Origin of the sequence: Succinivibrio sp. (genome assembly GCF_045124615.1) — a bacterium.
In the GTDB taxonomy this organism is placed as follows: Bacteria; Pseudomonadota; Gammaproteobacteria; order Enterobacterales; family Succinivibrionaceae; genus Succinivibrio; species Succinivibrio faecicola.
Map to the genome: position 1 here is coordinate 1 of NZ_JBGVMC010000386.1, position 15,318 is coordinate 15,318.

Sequence of the window (15,318 nt, forward strand, 5' to 3'; positions counted from 1 at the left end):
GAGTTAACTGGGTTTGTAATGATGCAGATGCATGCCTTAGGGCAGGTCTTTGCACAGTTGCGAACCAGGTTTGCAATAATGCTAGCATTGATATTGAACAGATCATCACGAGTCATACCAGGCTTACGTGCAACACCAGCAGGAATTACAACTACATTTGCGCCTTCAAGTGCCTTGGTTAAATCATCACCTGTATAGCCATCAACAGCAACGTCTGTAGGGATATGGCTAAGGTCAGTTGCTACACCAGGTGTAAATGGTGCTACATCATATAAGCTAAGCTTTGAGCCAGCTGGTAAATTGTTCTTTAAAATCATTGATAATGGCTGGCCAATACCGCCTGCTGCACCAAGAACTGCAACTTTCATGGGTTACTCCTAAAAATAAGTAATTATAAAATTTTGTTCTCAAATTATATTGCTATTATAGCAAACGTTTTTACTATCTGCCGTATTTCTCTAGTATACAGCTTCATTATGTGACTTAATATAAAAAAGCAGAGTAAAATTATCATTACTCTGCTTTACAAAGACACTTAATGTTATCTAATTACTTTGAAAAATCCAGTAAAGAGTAGATTTTATCCTCTTTTCCATCAAGGCATGAGGTATTTTCAAAGTATTCTTCAACTGTTGGCAAATGACCTAATTTTGATGTAACAGCAGCAAGCTCTGCACTAGATAGGAACACGTTTGCACCATTACCTAAACGGTTAGGGAAGTTTCTTGTAGAGGTTGAAACAACAGTCGCATTATCAGCTACTCGTGCCTGATTACCCATACACAGTGAACATCCTGGAATTTCAACTCTTGTACCAGCCTTGCCAAGAATACTTAACAGACCTTCATCAGATAATTCCTGTCTGTCCATTCTTGTAGGAGGAGTCATCCATAGACGAACCTTTGCTTCGCCCTTCATATCCTTTAGGATTTCTGAAGCTGCTCTGTAGTGACCGATATTGGTCATGCAAGAACCGATGAACACTTCATCAATCTTTGTATTTGCAACCTCTGAAAGTAAACGAGCATCATCAGGATCATTTGGAGCACATAAAATAGGCTCTTTGATGTCCTCGCAGTTGATCTCAAGAACAGCTGCATAAGAACAGTCAGGATCAGCTTCGATAAGTTCTGGGTTATCAAGCCATGATTGCATTGCAGCTGCTCTGTTTAATAAAGCCTCTTTAGTCTGATAGCCTTCTTCATTTGCCATCTTCTTAAGTAAAGCAATATTTGACTTTAAATAGTTCTCAACTGATGACTGAGACAACTTGATTGCGCATGCTGCAGCAGAACGCTCAGCAGAAGCATCAGCAAGCTCGAATGCATGCTCAACAGATAAATCCTCAAGACCTTCAATCTCAATGATCTTACCTGAGAAGATATTCTTCTTGCCTTTTTTCTCAACAGTTAATAAGCCTTTCTGAATTGCAAAATATGGGATTGCATGTACTAAATCACGTAATGTGATGCCAGGCTTTCTCTTGCCAGTGAAACGAACTAGTACAGACTCTGGCATATCAAGAGGCATAATACCTGTTGCAGCAGCGAAAGCTACTAGACCTGAACCTGCAGCAAATGAAATACCAAGAGGCATACGGGTGTGAGAATCACCACCGGTACCTACTGTATCTGGCAGACACATTCTGTTTAACCATGAATGAATAACACCATCACCTGGTCTTAAAGCAACACCACCTCTGTTGTGCATGAACTCAGGTAAAGTATTATGAGTCTTCACATCAACTGGCTTTGGATATGCCGCTGTATGACAGAAAGACTGCATTACCATAGGAGCTGAGAACTTTAGACAAGCTAAATCAATAAGCTCGTCACGAGTCATAGGACCTGTTGTATCCTGTGAACCTACTGTAGCAATAACAGGCTGGCAGTACTGACCTGGACGTACACCCTTTAAGCCACATGCCTTACCAACAATCTTCTGAGCTCTTGTAAAGCCACCTTCAGCCTTAACTTCAGCTGCCTTAGCAAATACTTCGCTTGAACCTAAACCTAAGTACTTACGAGCCTTATCAGTTAAGTCCTTACCGATAATCAGAGGAATACGGCCACCTGCTCTAACCTCATCTAAAAGGGTATTGGTCTTTAAAGCAAATGTTGAAAGAACTTCATTAGTACCATGCTTTACGATAGTGCCGTCATAAACGTTCAGGTCAACAACATCACCTGAATTTAACTTGCTTACATCAGCTTCAATAGGAAGAGCACCAGAATCCTCTAAAGTGGTATAGAAAATAGGAGCAATCTTGCCACCTACTACAACACCACCAGCTCTCTTGTTTGGTACACCATCAATATCATGACCGATATGCCAGATTAGAGAATTTGCAGCACTCTTTCTTGATGAACCAGTACCAACAACGTCACCTACGAACATTAAAGGATAGCCCTTGCTCTTTAAATTCTCGATGGTTGATACAGGGCCTTTAACGCCTTCAACATCTGCCTTTAAATCATCACGGCTGATCTTATACATTGCAAGTGCATGTAAAGGAATATCAGGACGTGACCATGCATCAGGAGCAGGTGAGAAATCGTCAGTATTAGTTTCGCCTGCAACCTTGAATACAGTTAAGGTTACAGTCTTTGGATACTCACTCTTTGAGGTAAACCAGGTAGCCTCTGCCCATGACTTAATAAGTTCTTTTGCAGTAGTGTTGCCCTTATTAGCAAGTGCAGCTACATCATCAAAAGCATTATAGATAAGAAGTGTATTCTCTAAAGCCTTCTTTGCGACCTCTGCAAGAGAAGCATCCTCTAGAAGAGAAATCAGATAAGAAACGTTGAAACCGCCTTTCATGTTGCCAAGAAGCTCAACAGCCTTCTGCTTTGAAATTACAACGCTAACTTTCTTGCCGCTTGCAATTTCATAAAGGAACTGAGCCTTAACCTTACTTGACTCATCTACACCAGGATTTACGCGGTTTGAAATAAGATTTAACAGTTCCTGTTCAGAACCTACTGGTGGGTTGAGCAGAAGCTCGCATAACTCTTTTGTGAATTCTGCATTTAGTGCTAATGGTTCAACGCCTAAACGCTGACGCTCAGACACCATGTCATAATACTTACTTAAATAGTTAGCCATAAGCTAGGTACACCTCAGTTATTATTGTTTACTCGCGCCCAGTCAAAGAAAGGACCGGGATCGGTCTTTCTGCCTGGTGCGATATCGCTGTGGCCGGTAATATTGTTTCCAATTTCCGGATATGTATTCTTCAGAAGTGAAATCACTTCATTAAGACGTTCGTATTGAATATTAGTGTATGTTGAATCGTCACATCCCTCAAGTTCTATACCAATTGAGTAATCATTGCACTCTTTGTGACCATTGTAAGAAGATCGACCTGCATGCCATGCTCTATCAAGGAAAGAAACATATTGAGTTATGTCTCCTGCACGATTTATAAACAGATGAGTGCTTACCTCTAGAGTGGCCACGTCCTTAAAATAAGGATGTGCATTCGGATCTAAAGTACCTGTGAAGATATCATCAACATAAGGACCGCCAAACTGCTTTGGCGGAAGAGAAATGCAGTGTACTACAATCAGGCTAATCTCAAGAGGTGATGGTCTTTTATTAAAACGACTGACAGGTACCTGTCTTACACCTTCTATCCAGCCTGATTTGATAGTTAACACTGGTAAAACCTATTAGAAAGCTGCAACTGACTTTTTAGAATCAACAAACTCAATTGAGCCTTTCTGTTCTGAATATTCCTCAGAGAACTCGATTAACTCGTAGTTTTCTGGATCTGATAGCAAGGCTCTTAGCAGACGGTTATTCAGATCATGACCGGTCTTATAAGCCTTGAAACTGCCAAGGATGCTTCTGCCAGCCATATACAGATCGCCAATCGCATCTAAAAGCTTGTGCTTAACAAACTCATCTTCGTAGCGAAGACCTTCAGGATTAAGTACTCCACGGTCATCTAAAACTACTGCATTTTCAAGAGAGCCACCTAATGCAAGATTGTGAGCATGCATAAACTCAACATCTCTCATGAAGCAGAATGTTCTTGCTCTTGATACCTGACGGACAAAATTCTCACCAGTAAATGGCATTGCAAAATGCTGCTTATCCTTATCCATTGCTGGATGATCAAAATCAATCTGAAGATCAACATCGAAACCTGAATTTGATGGATTAAGCTCTGCCCACTTGCCTTCGTTTTCAACTCTAACCTTACGCTTTACTCTGATAAATGATTTTGGAGCAGGGAGCTCTGTAACACCTGTAGTTGTGAACAGATAAATGAAAGGATGTGCTGAACCGTCAAGAACCGGCATTTCTGGGGCATTAACATTAATGAAAAGATTATCAATACCAAGTGCACTTAAAGCAGCAGTCAAATGTTCTACTGTAGAGATACGTACACCATTTTCGTTAACAAGTGCAGTACAAAGCTGAGTATCTCTTACACAGTCTGCAGAACACTTCATTGTTACATTCGGTTCAAGATCAGTTCTTGTATAGATAAGACCTGTATTTGCAGGAGCTGGACGAAATTCAACTTCCACCTTAGCACCTGAATGAAGGCCAATACCTGTCATTGAAACCGGTTTTGCAATGGTACGCTGTCTGATCATGATTAGTCCTCTGAACTCAATTAGTGCAATTGTACATCATTTTTGAGATCCAGTAAGCATTTTTAACAAAAATATTATAAATATTTTACATTGCTAATTTAATGCAAATGGCTTATTTATCGGTTTTTATATCTAAGTTTAATAAAATTCATATATTGCAGACTTAGACCTTTCTATTTTATTAGACCGTTATTTTTTAAAAAGTTCTCTAAAATTTCAGCGGCATCACCAATTATTTTCATACATGGACGTACATCATAAAAATTAGCTGTTCTCTCTGATGATACTGGAGGTTCATGTTTCACATCAAGATTCAAGAGTTCTCTGCATACAATTGATCCACGAGTCTTTTCAAGCTCTAAGCCTAACTGCTGTATCTTTATATATAAATCGTCTTTTTTTTGCTTATCTTTAGGATCTGAGTAGCCAAAAAGTATAGATGCAATAATAAACATTCCGCTTACAGCACCACATACCTCTCTTAAGCGGCCCATTCCACCACCAAAACCAGATGAAAGTTTTAATAGGGACTCTTCTTTCATATCAGTTAAATCTGCAAATGCTAGTACTAGTGACTGACTGCAGTTATAACCTTGCATAAAATTTGCTTCAGCTTTTTCTCTTCTTGTCATTTGATATCCATAAAAAAGCCTGGCATAAAACCAGGCGTTATTGATTATTCTGACTTAGAGCGGAGAATTGGTGGCATATCATCATCGCCCCACAAATCATTTCCGCTATCTTCAACCTTACTCTTTCCAAATGAATTTACTGATACCTCTGTTGGAGTATTGTCAGTTGCACTAAATGATGGAACTGTAGTATTTGGCTGATTGTATGTAGCACTGAATGGACTTGTCTGATTTTCCATAGGAGCACTGGTTCTTGGAGCACTGCTCTCACGAACCTTGTCTAAGAAATCAGAACCTCTGTAAAAACTGCTCTGTGCCATTGGAGTTTGTCTTTGCAGATTATCTCTTGCCTTATTTGCTACAAGATTTGTATCAGTTGCACTGATGCCTGTGATAAGAATTGTAACACAGACCTGATCTTCGGCAATAGTCTCATCGAAGCTCATACCTAACTTGCAATCAGCTTCTTCATCAGCATAGGACTGAATTGCATTACATACATCCTCCCACTTGCTGATTGGGAAGTTAGGATTAACTCTAACATTAGCAAGCAGACCTGCAGCTGATTTTATATCAACCTGCTCGATAAGAGGAGAATGAATTGCTCTATCAACGGCATCCTCAACGAAGTTAGGACCCTGACCTACACCGTTACCGATCATTGCATGACCACGACCGCGCATGATGGTTACAACGTCAGCAAAGTCTAAATTGATGAAACCAGGATTTGTAATTGCATCGGTAATGCCCTTAACTGCATTTAATAAAACATCATTTGCTGCCTTGAATGCAGTCATGATTGAAATGTTGGCACCTAAATTCTTCAATAACTTATCGTTGTCGATAACAATTAATGAGTCTACGTGCTTTGAAAGCTCGGTAATGCCTGATTCAGCATTAACCATGTGACGCTTACCTTCAAAATTAAAAGGCTTTGTAACAACTGCAACAGTAAGTGCACCTGTCTCTTTAGCAATCTCAGCAATTATCGGAGCTGCACCAGTACCGGTACCACCACCCATACCAGCGGTGATGAATACCATGTCTGAGCCCTGAATAAGCTTCTTAATATCGTCTCTGCTCTCTTCAGCTGCCTTACGACCCTTGTTAGGATCACAACCTGCACCAAGACCGTTTGTTAACTTAACGCCAATCTGAACCTTAAGTGGAGATGTTGACTTACCTAAAGCCTGTGTATCAGTGTTCACAGCTATAAACTCAACACCTTTCATATCATTGTTGATCATGTGCTGAATGGTATTGCCACCGCCACCACCGATGCCTAATACGCGAATAACACAGGTTGATGATGGTGTAATGCTACCAACACCAGTCATTGATTCGCTATCTATACGTAAGTCACTCATAAAATGCTCCGTGAAGTTTTGACTTTTTTGCATATTACAATAATTACTTATTATTGTACATTTTAGAAAAAATTTTACCCTATCGTTTTGCTTTTTTTGTTAAGGTTGTCATTGATTTTGCAAAGAAATTTGAATTTACATCATCATTTAATAACCTTTTTGGCAAATTTTGACAGGATCCTATTTGTTTTTAGTTACAACCTCAGGCTTCTGACAGGTGCTGTACTCACCTAAAGCACAGGCTTTTTCATAATACTCCTGAGCAATCATTGCGTTGATATTTACGCCGACGCCCTTTTCATGAATAATACCAAGTGTCTTACAGCTTTGAGCATCTTCAGTATTACAGCCTTTTTTAGCAGCTTATGACCTTTTTCGGTCATTTTAGCGGCTATATCTTTATCATTGTGTTTTGAACTATATCAATATTTGCTCTGTGCCTTCAATTCTTCTTGCACTTTTTATAGGCTTCATACTCATCCTTGAGCATGAATAACATCAGGTTATAGCAAAACCCGATCTCTAAAATACAAGCTTTTTGATAATATGAAAAGGATTTTTTCATATCATATTAAACAGTGCGACCTGTTGAGTATATTTTTGCAAGTTCTATACATATTTCATGAAAGCCTAAAGAGTGTGCTTTGTCATTCAAAGCACTGGCAACTAAAAGTCCTTCTTTAGTGTTTTAGCTGATCCGCACTATGATGACACTGCCTTCATCAATTGGCACTGCTAAAGCTGCATGATTTTTCAAAACCTGCATTTTAAGATAAATAATCATGGTTATCTATTGGCTTCTCCTCTTGCAAAAGCAAAAGGATCTCTGCTACAGATGCTAATTGTTTAGCTTGCAAGGTAGGTGGGATCTGATGACATCCTATGAGGTTTACACAGCTGCAGTCTTTTTTAAAACTACAGCTGCTATAATTTTTGACAAGACTCACTCCCGAGCCTTGATTGTCCTTCCTTTTATATTTTCGCTTTCAAACAAAAACTAATTTTTTTTCTAGATCTTTGCAGACCATAAACCATGAAGATTGCAGTAAGCATATGAACAAACCGCGTGATCGCCATCTGCTAGACCAAACTTGTATTCTGCTGCCTCAAAATCAGAATCAAGATACTTTATCTGAACACCCTGCATAGTTTCAATTGCAATGAACTCGATATAATGCTCAGGTGTCATAGGATGAGGTGCAGAACCAACCTTTACAGTTATGGTATCTGCATTAACTTCAACAACTGGAACGTGTTTTTCAAATGCAGCATCAACTGATCCTGGGATCAGTTCCTGCATTTTTTCGCCGCAGCATACAACGTTAACTCCAGAATCCTTTACCATGGCTACAATATTGCCACAGTGATTACACTTATAAAACTTAACACTCATAATAAAATCCTTATATTTGTTTAGGTAACTTTAATAATATATCTTTTTTACTTTTTATTAAGTGATATGACCATCATCGTTTATCGTAAGAAATTTTTTATCATCTGCAAAAAATAAGGCCTGACAGCAAATGCTTCAAGCCCTATCTAAATCGGTAAAAGGATTTGTTATTCAGACTTTGATCTTAAAATAGGTGGCAGATCCCATAAGTCATCATTCTGCTCTTTTGCAGCATGACGACCAAATGAATCAATAGCAACCTCATTTGTCTGAGTAGCAGTATTTCTAAAAGCGGTATTGCTATCAGATGCTGTAAATGACTGAGCATATGAATTTTGCTGTCTGAATGGACTATCGTTTACTGTACTTGAAATCACTGAAGAATCAGTACGGGTCATATTCTGAGTCTGAGCACCGATTGAGCCAAAGAAATCAGTTGTATTCTGAGGAGGTACCCCCTGATTTACAGACTGTCTTTCAGTTGGTGGAATACCGAATTTCTTCTTAGCAGCAACATTAGGATCTGTTGCACTGATACCTGTAATCAGAATTGTAATAGAGGCCTGATCCTCTGTTAGAGTATCATCAAAGTACAGACCAATCTTGCAATCTGCTTCTTCATCAGCATACGCCTGAACTGCATTACACAGCTCCTCGAACTTCATAATTGGGAAGTTTGGATTTACCTTGATATTTGCAAGTAAGCCTGCAGCTGACTTAATATCAACATGCTCGATAAGAGGTGAATGAATTGCTCTATCAACAGCATCCTGAACGAAGTTAGCACCCTGACCTATACCATTGCCGATTACTGCATGACCACGACCACGCATTACAGTTACAACATCAGCAAAATCAAGATTGATATAGCCAGTATCTGTAATAGAATCTGTAATTCCACGAACAGCATTTAAAAGAATATCATTTGCAGCCTGGAATGCATTGATAATTGAAATATTTGCACCTAAATTCTTTAAAAGATTGTTGTTTTCAATAACAATCAGCGAATCAACGTGCTTTGAAAGCTCAGTAATGCCAGATTCAGCATTAACCATCTTGCGCTTTCCTTCAAACTTGAATGGTTTTGTAACAACAGCAACAGTTAATGCACCAGTTTCCTTAGCAATTTCTGCAATGATAGGAGTAGCACCTGTACCAGTACCGCCACCCATACCTGCAGTAATGAAAACCATGTCTGAACCCTGAATTAACTTCTTGATATCTTCACGGCTTTCTTCTGCGGCCTTGCGACCCTTGTTTGGATCACAGCCTGCACCTAAACCATTAGTTAACTTCACACCAATCTGAACCTTTAATGGTGAAGTTGACTTTGATAATGCCTGAGAATCAGTATTAATAGCAATAAATTCAACGCCTTTGATTGTCTGATTAATCATATGCTGCAGTGAATTACAGCCACCACCACCGATGCCTAATACTCTGATCACGCAATCCTGATTCTGCTTTATTGTGTTGGTTTCGTCAGTATTTCCAACCTGTTCTATACGAAAATCGCTCATTTTTTTCCCACTTTAACTTAATTTCTTCTTGATAATACCAATATTTACCTTAACTGTCCTTAAATGAAGATAAATTTTGGTGTTAGCTCACGTAATATTCTAAATTTCAAAAATTCTATTAGAATACTTCTCTTTTTATCCAGTTCTTCATTGCATTTATCTTAGAACCGATACCAGGACCTGAACTGTATCCCATTCCATCAGTTTTAGAGAACTGATTTGGATTATCAGCTACATGAGATCTGATTATTCCAAGTGCTACAGCCTTGTTAGGATAATTTAATTCCTCTGGACGCTCTAAAGCTGAATTGTATGCCTTTACACCGATTGGCAAGCCTAGTTTTGCCTTTGGAGAAATCTTTACTTGGCTGTACTTGTTGCTTTCATTATTCTTGAAAATAACCCATTCTACAAGATTTGCTATATCTTTAAGATGTGAACCACCGCCTACGAGTACAACGCCTGCATCTAACTTGTACTTAATCTTGTTCTTTTCCCTGTTGTCAATCTTATTCTCAAGCTCACGCAGTATTGAAGTGAACATTTCATATACAGCCTGAGATATAAGTTTTGAGAGATCTGCTCTGCTTACAACAGGTAAAGATGGATTGCTCCTTCTTAATTCATGCAACACATCATCTGATGTGCCATCAATGCTATCAAGACGTTTTGGATTTGCCTGTCCATATTTAATCTTGATATATTCAGCTTCACGCATATCGATTCTGAGTGATGAGGCTATATACTTGGTTATAAAGTCACCACCCTCGCTGATGCCAAAAGATAGTTTCTGATTTCTTTCTGCAAATAAGGTAATGGTTGTTGTACTTGCACCTATATCTATTAGTAGGCAGCCTAATTCCTTATCAGAATCACTTAGTACTAGTGATGCAGCTGCATTACCATCGAACACAATTGATGTTGACTCAATTGTATTTGACACATTTCTAATAATCATATCGACATTCTTAAGATAAATCTTGTTGCAGGCAATAAAATGAACCTTTGCAACTAGTTTTCTAGCATAAAGGCCAATAGGATTAATTAGATTCTTGTTGCTTCCAGATTCATACTCTTGTGGAATGATATGAACAATGCTGTATTCATTTAGATTGATGTTACTTACAGAATCCTGTGCATCCTTGATTGCGGCATTTCTGTCAAATGCTGTTATCTGATTATTCTGAACAGTGGTTTGACCCTCACCTGATCCTGATTTTATGTAACAGCCACATACATTAGTAACAATGGATTTAATCTCGACATTGAACTTCTGTTGGAAAGTAGAAATCAGATCGGCAATTGTATTTGCAAGCAACTGAGGATCAGCTACAGTACCGTTTTTTACACCACGACTTGGAATTTCCTGATAACCGGTTACGGTTATTGTAAGGTTATTATTGTCGACAATACCTGAAACAAGTCTTATTGTTCTTGATCCGATATCAAGAGCAAAAATTTGATTACCGGAGTTTGAAGCTACAACCGGATACTGATTCTGTTTCTTGCTAAATAATGACATCTTTATCTCTTTCCTGATAATTATTTTCTGCCAATGGCAAAGCCCACATCGTACCTTAAATCGATATAATCAACATCATTTATATCCACATCAGCTTTTGGAAATGCTCTAATAAATCGGTCAAGGCGCTTTACTCCCTGAGCTTTGTCACGACCAATAATCAGTTTGACTCCATTTTCAAGAGTAATTGTATAACTTCTGACATTATCAAGTCTTAGCTCAACAAGCTGATATGGAGAATTATCTAATTTTCTTACAAATGCTATAGCAGTTTCATAGACTTCTGTACACAGATCATCTGAATAAGCGCCTAGTTTCACAAAATTTCTGTGAAGTGATGACATGTCTGGATAAAAGATGCTCTTTGTTTTTGCATCATACAGTCCGTTGTCATTCCAGATTGCAAAAGGAACATGCTCAACAATAGCTACCTTAATAGTATCAGGCATCTGTTTGGCTACTGCCACCTGTGCAATCCAGGGCTCTTTTAGGATCTCGTTTTTAAGCTCGTTTACAGGACAAGTTGCGATATTTCTTTCACCACAGACTTTGCCTGTAATATCTGCAATCTGTTTTTTTGTAACCTGAGTGAGCACTCCATCAATATGCACTGCCCTTACAGGAAGAGCATTTGAATTGTACAAAAATGAGCCTATGAGCTGATCGCCTTTAAAGAGTAAAAAGCTTACGAATATTAAGAATACAATTCCTAATATCACATATAGTGCTTTTTTCCTCTTTGGCTGCATTTTTAATCCTTATAACTATGCTTTCTGCCAGATATTGCTCAGATTTCTTGCAACCTGAACCACATTACCTGCACCCTGGGTAATCACAAGTGATCCGTCAGAAACAATGCGCTCTAAAAGTTCAGGAACCTCATCTACAGTCTCAACAAAATGAGGTTCGATTTTGCCCTGAAGTCTTATTGACATGCAAAGATGTCTGCCATCAGCACCATTGATTGGCTCTTCACCTGCAGGATATACTTCAACTAAAATCAGTTTATCCACTTCCTGTAGGATCTTTACAAAATCCTCATATAGATCTCTTGTTCTTGTATAACGATGAGGCTGGAATACCATAACAAGCTCTTTTTCAGGATATGAAAGTCTTGCAGCCTTGATTGTTGCAAGAACCTCTGTTGGATGATGACCATAGTCATCAACAAGAGTAAGGTGATTTCCTGATTTATTGATGAAATCACCATAATTCTGGAATCTTCTGCCAACACCCTTGAATCCCTTGAGAGCATCAATAATCACTTGCTCACTGATACCTTCTTCAATTGCAACAGCTACAGCTGCAGCTGCGTTCTTAGCCATATGAATACCAGGAACAGGAAGTGTAATATCAAGTGAAGGTCCTGTCTTTCTTACAATGGTGAATGTAGACTGTGGACCGTTTTCTTTAAAGTTTGTCACTCTAAAATCAGCATCCTCTGACTCACCATAGGTAACAACTGTTCTTCCAATATCAGGAATGATCTTTCTTACATTTGGATCATCAATGCATACTACTGCAACACCATAGAATGGAAGGTTGTGCAAGAATTCTACGAATGTCTTTACTAGATTGTTAAAATCACCGCCATAGGTTGAAAGATGATCTGCTTCAATGTTGGTTACAACAGTCATCATTGGCTGAAGATGCAAGAATGATGCATCAGATTCATCAGCCTCCGCAATGAGATATCTTCCTGTACCAAGACGTGCATTGGTGCCAGCTGAATTTAAAAGACCGCCGATAACAAAGGTAGGATCAAGTTTTGCCTGTGCATAAATAGATGCAATAAGACTTGTTGTGGTTGTCTTGCCATGTGTTCCTGAAACTGCAATACCGTAGCGATAGCGCATAAGCTCACCTAGCATTTCAGCTCTTCTAACTACAGGAATGTGCTGTTCAATAGCTGCATCAACCTCAGGATTTCCTTTGTGAATTGCTGATGACACTACAACTACAGAAGCACCATCGACATTTGATTTCTTATGACCGATAAACACCTCAATACCAAGAGATGTAAGACGCTGTGTAACTTTGCTGTTTGCAATATCAGAACCGGATACTGCATAACCTTCGTTTCGAAGAACCTCTGCAATACCGCACATACCGGCACCGCCGATACCTACAAAATGAATTCTCTTTACCTTGTGCATCAATGGCACGTTATATAATTCTGTATGTGTGTTCATGTTATTAAACTAACTCTTTTATAATTTCTACTGCTTTTTCTGTTGCATTGAGTTTTGCACAGTGTTTTGCGTTTTGAGCCATTTGCTCGAGTTTTGCTCTGTTATTATTCAAATCATTTATTGTATTGAACAGAAGCTCTGATGTCAGATCTTGCTGTCTGAAAATTACAGCACCACCTTCTTTCTGAACGAAGCTTGCATTCTTGTACTGATGATCATCAACAGCTGTTGGAAGTGGCACAAATATGGCAGGAACTCCTGCACATGTAACCTCAGCAACTGTAAGTGCACCAGCTCTACAGATAATAAGATCGGTATTCTGATAAAGCTCATCCATATCATCAACAAAATCACTGACACTTACATCAAATGCTGCTGACTGATATGCTTTTTTCACATTTTCAGAATTTCCTTTTCCGCACTGATGTACAACCTTAATTGAATCTGATTTGAAATTCATTAAAGCCTTTGGCACAATCTCGTTGAGTGCTCTTGCACCAAGAGAACCTCCGATAATGGAAATTTTAAGAGGATTTAAAGTGAAATCTCGTACAAGCTCATTGAGTTTTACAATGCTCTCTCTTACAGGATTTCCAACAACAGTAACCTTACTACCTGTAAAAGCACCAGGGAAACCTAATAAAGCACGCTTTGCAATCTTGAATAAAAGACGGTTTGTAAGGCCAGCCTTTGCATTCTGCTCATGCAGTACTACAGGAATGCCTTTTAAATAAGCTGCAACACCACCTGGACCTGAAGCATAACCTCCCATGCCAAGTACAACTTGAGGCTTGAATTTTTTGATTACTCTCTTTGCCTGAATTACAGCCTTTAAAACCATAAAAGGAGCAGATAACTTTGTTCTTACTCCGTTTTTTCTGATTCCCTTTACATCGATGTATTCAATATCAATGCCGTATTTAGGAACAAGCTGTTCTTCCATTCTGCCTCTTGTTCCAAGCCATAAGATCTGACAGCCTTCATCCATCAGTTTTTTAGCAATAGCAAGAGCCGGGAACACATGCCCACCGGTTCCACCTGCCATTATTAAAACTCTTTTAAGCTCCATTTATTTTCTCATCTCCAATTAATCCTAATTTCCACTGATAGTCTATGCGTAGCAAAATAGCTACAGCTATGGAGCAGACCATCAAGGATGAGCCACCATAACTTACAAGCGGCAAAGTCAGACCTTTTGTTGGAATAGCTGCAGTTGCTGCACCAACATTGATAAAGGTCTGAAGAGAAAACCATATACCAATACCTAAAGCGACATATCCTTCAAAACATACATTGTTCCCAAGGATTTTAAATGCAATGCTGATTGCCTTGTATACCAGTATCAGCTCAAGTGCAATAAGAATTACCACACCGATGAAGCCAAGCTCTTCACCGATTACAGCAGTAATAAAATCAGTATGAGCCTCCGGAATATATCCAAGTTTCTGATAAGAGTTACCAAGACCTTCACCGAAAAGTCCGCCTCTTCCGTATGCCATAAGAGACTGAGTAAGCTGATATCCAGATCCTTGAGAATCCTTCCATGGATCCAAAAAGGCTGTTATTCTTTTCATTCTATAGTCTGATGGTAAAACGAAAAGAGCAAAAACAGCTGCACCGATGCCACCGAAAACAAACATCTTGTTAAGGCCAAGACCTGCAGCAAACAATACCGCTGTTGTAATAACCAAAATTACTGTTGCAGAGCCAAGATCAGACTGCAAATAGCAAAGACCCAGCATTGTTCCTATAAAAAGTGCAGGAATAACACTAAAATCTGACAGAAACTTTTTAAACGGATCGGATAGCTTCTTTACTCTTTTTGCAATGAAACTTGAGAAATAAAGGATCCAAAACAGTTTTAAAAATTCAGATGGTTGTGCATTCATGAAACCTAAAGACAACCATCTTTTAGCACCATTGATTTCTCGACCGAATATGCATGTCATGATCATCAGCGCTATTGCAAGAATAAAAAGGTACGGACCAGCCTTTTTGTAAAAACTAGTCTGCACTGTCAGTGTAATAAGAGCAAGAACAAGTGACATTACAACAGATAGAAGATGCTTTTTCATCTGATACATG

13 protein-coding genes are annotated in these 15,318 nt (G+C 38.8%); all 13 read right to left on the bottom strand.

Features of this window, described 5'->3' with window-relative positions; genetic code table 11:
* The coding region (locus tag ACJML3_RS10250) for a lactate/malate family dehydrogenase (RefSeq protein WP_406022952.1) at nucleotides 1-368 on the bottom strand (368 nt) is incomplete at its 3' end.
* Nucleotides 369-549: 181 nt separating this feature from the next.
* Entirely contained in the window at nucleotides 550-3,105 is a 2,556-nt protein-coding gene (gene acnB / locus ACJML3_RS10255; RefSeq protein ID WP_406022954.1) for a bifunctional aconitate hydratase 2/2-methylisocitrate dehydratase, read from the bottom strand.
* Nucleotides 3,106-3,119: 14 nt separating this feature from the next.
* Entirely contained in the window at nucleotides 3,120-3,659 is a 540-nt protein-coding gene (ampD, locus tag ACJML3_RS10260; protein ID WP_406022956.1) for a 1,6-anhydro-N-acetylmuramyl-L-alanine amidase AmpD, read from the bottom strand.
* 12 nt (nucleotides 3,660-3,671) lie between these two features.
* On the bottom strand, nucleotides 3,672-4,607 hold the full coding sequence (lpxC, locus tag ACJML3_RS10265; RefSeq protein ID WP_406022958.1) for a UDP-3-O-acyl-N-acetylglucosamine deacetylase: 936 nt from the start codon (nucleotides 4,605-4,607) through the stop codon (nucleotides 3,672-3,674).
* A gap of 173 nt (nucleotides 4,608-4,780) precedes the next feature.
* Nucleotides 4,781-5,239 (bottom strand): C-GCAxxG-C-C family protein, encoded by a 459-nt coding sequence (locus ACJML3_RS10270; protein ID WP_406022960.1) that lies wholly within the window; start codon nucleotides 5,237-5,239, stop codon nucleotides 4,781-4,783.
* A gap of 44 nt (nucleotides 5,240-5,283) precedes the next feature.
* Entirely contained in the window at nucleotides 5,284-6,606 is a 1,323-nt protein-coding gene (ftsZ, locus tag ACJML3_RS10275; RefSeq protein WP_219937343.1) for a cell division protein FtsZ, read from the bottom strand.
* A 1,009-nt stretch (nucleotides 6,607-7,615) separates the two neighbouring features.
* Nucleotides 7,616-7,999, bottom strand: a complete 384-nt coding sequence (locus tag ACJML3_RS10280; protein ID WP_406022962.1) for a desulfoferrodoxin family protein — start codon at nucleotides 7,997-7,999, stop codon at nucleotides 7,616-7,618.
* A 167-nt stretch (nucleotides 8,000-8,166) separates the two neighbouring features.
* Nucleotides 8,167-9,519 carry a cell division protein FtsZ gene (gene ftsZ / locus ACJML3_RS10285; RefSeq protein WP_406022964.1) on the bottom strand — a complete coding sequence of 451 codons (1,353 nt, stop codon included), beginning with the start codon at nucleotides 9,517-9,519 and terminating at the stop codon, nucleotides 8,167-8,169.
* 118 nt (nucleotides 9,520-9,637) lie between these two features.
* Nucleotides 9,638-11,041, bottom strand: coding sequence for a cell division protein FtsA (ftsA, locus tag ACJML3_RS10290; protein ID WP_406022965.1), 1,404 nt, complete (start codon nucleotides 11,039-11,041; stop codon nucleotides 9,638-9,640).
* A gap of 20 nt (nucleotides 11,042-11,061) precedes the next feature.
* On the bottom strand, nucleotides 11,062-11,790 hold the full coding sequence (locus tag ACJML3_RS10295; protein WP_406022967.1) for a cell division protein FtsQ/DivIB: 729 nt from the start codon (nucleotides 11,788-11,790) through the stop codon (nucleotides 11,062-11,064).
* Between the two features lie 15 nt (nucleotides 11,791-11,805).
* On the bottom strand, nucleotides 11,806-13,233 hold the full coding sequence (gene murC / locus ACJML3_RS10300) for a UDP-N-acetylmuramate--L-alanine ligase (protein ID WP_406022969.1): 1,428 nt from the start codon (nucleotides 13,231-13,233) through the stop codon (nucleotides 11,806-11,808).
* Nucleotides 13,234-13,237: 4 nt separating this feature from the next.
* Nucleotides 13,238-14,302 carry an undecaprenyldiphospho-muramoylpentapeptide beta-N-acetylglucosaminyltransferase gene (gene murG, locus ACJML3_RS10305; protein WP_406022971.1) on the bottom strand — a complete coding sequence of 355 codons (1,065 nt, stop codon included), beginning with the start codon at nucleotides 14,300-14,302 and terminating at the stop codon, nucleotides 13,238-13,240.
* Nucleotides 14,292-15,318 (bottom strand): putative lipid II flippase FtsW (ftsW, locus tag ACJML3_RS10310; RefSeq protein WP_406022973.1); only part of this gene is annotated, 1,027 nt, incomplete at its 5' end. The genes ftsW and murG, both read right to left, overlap by 11 nt.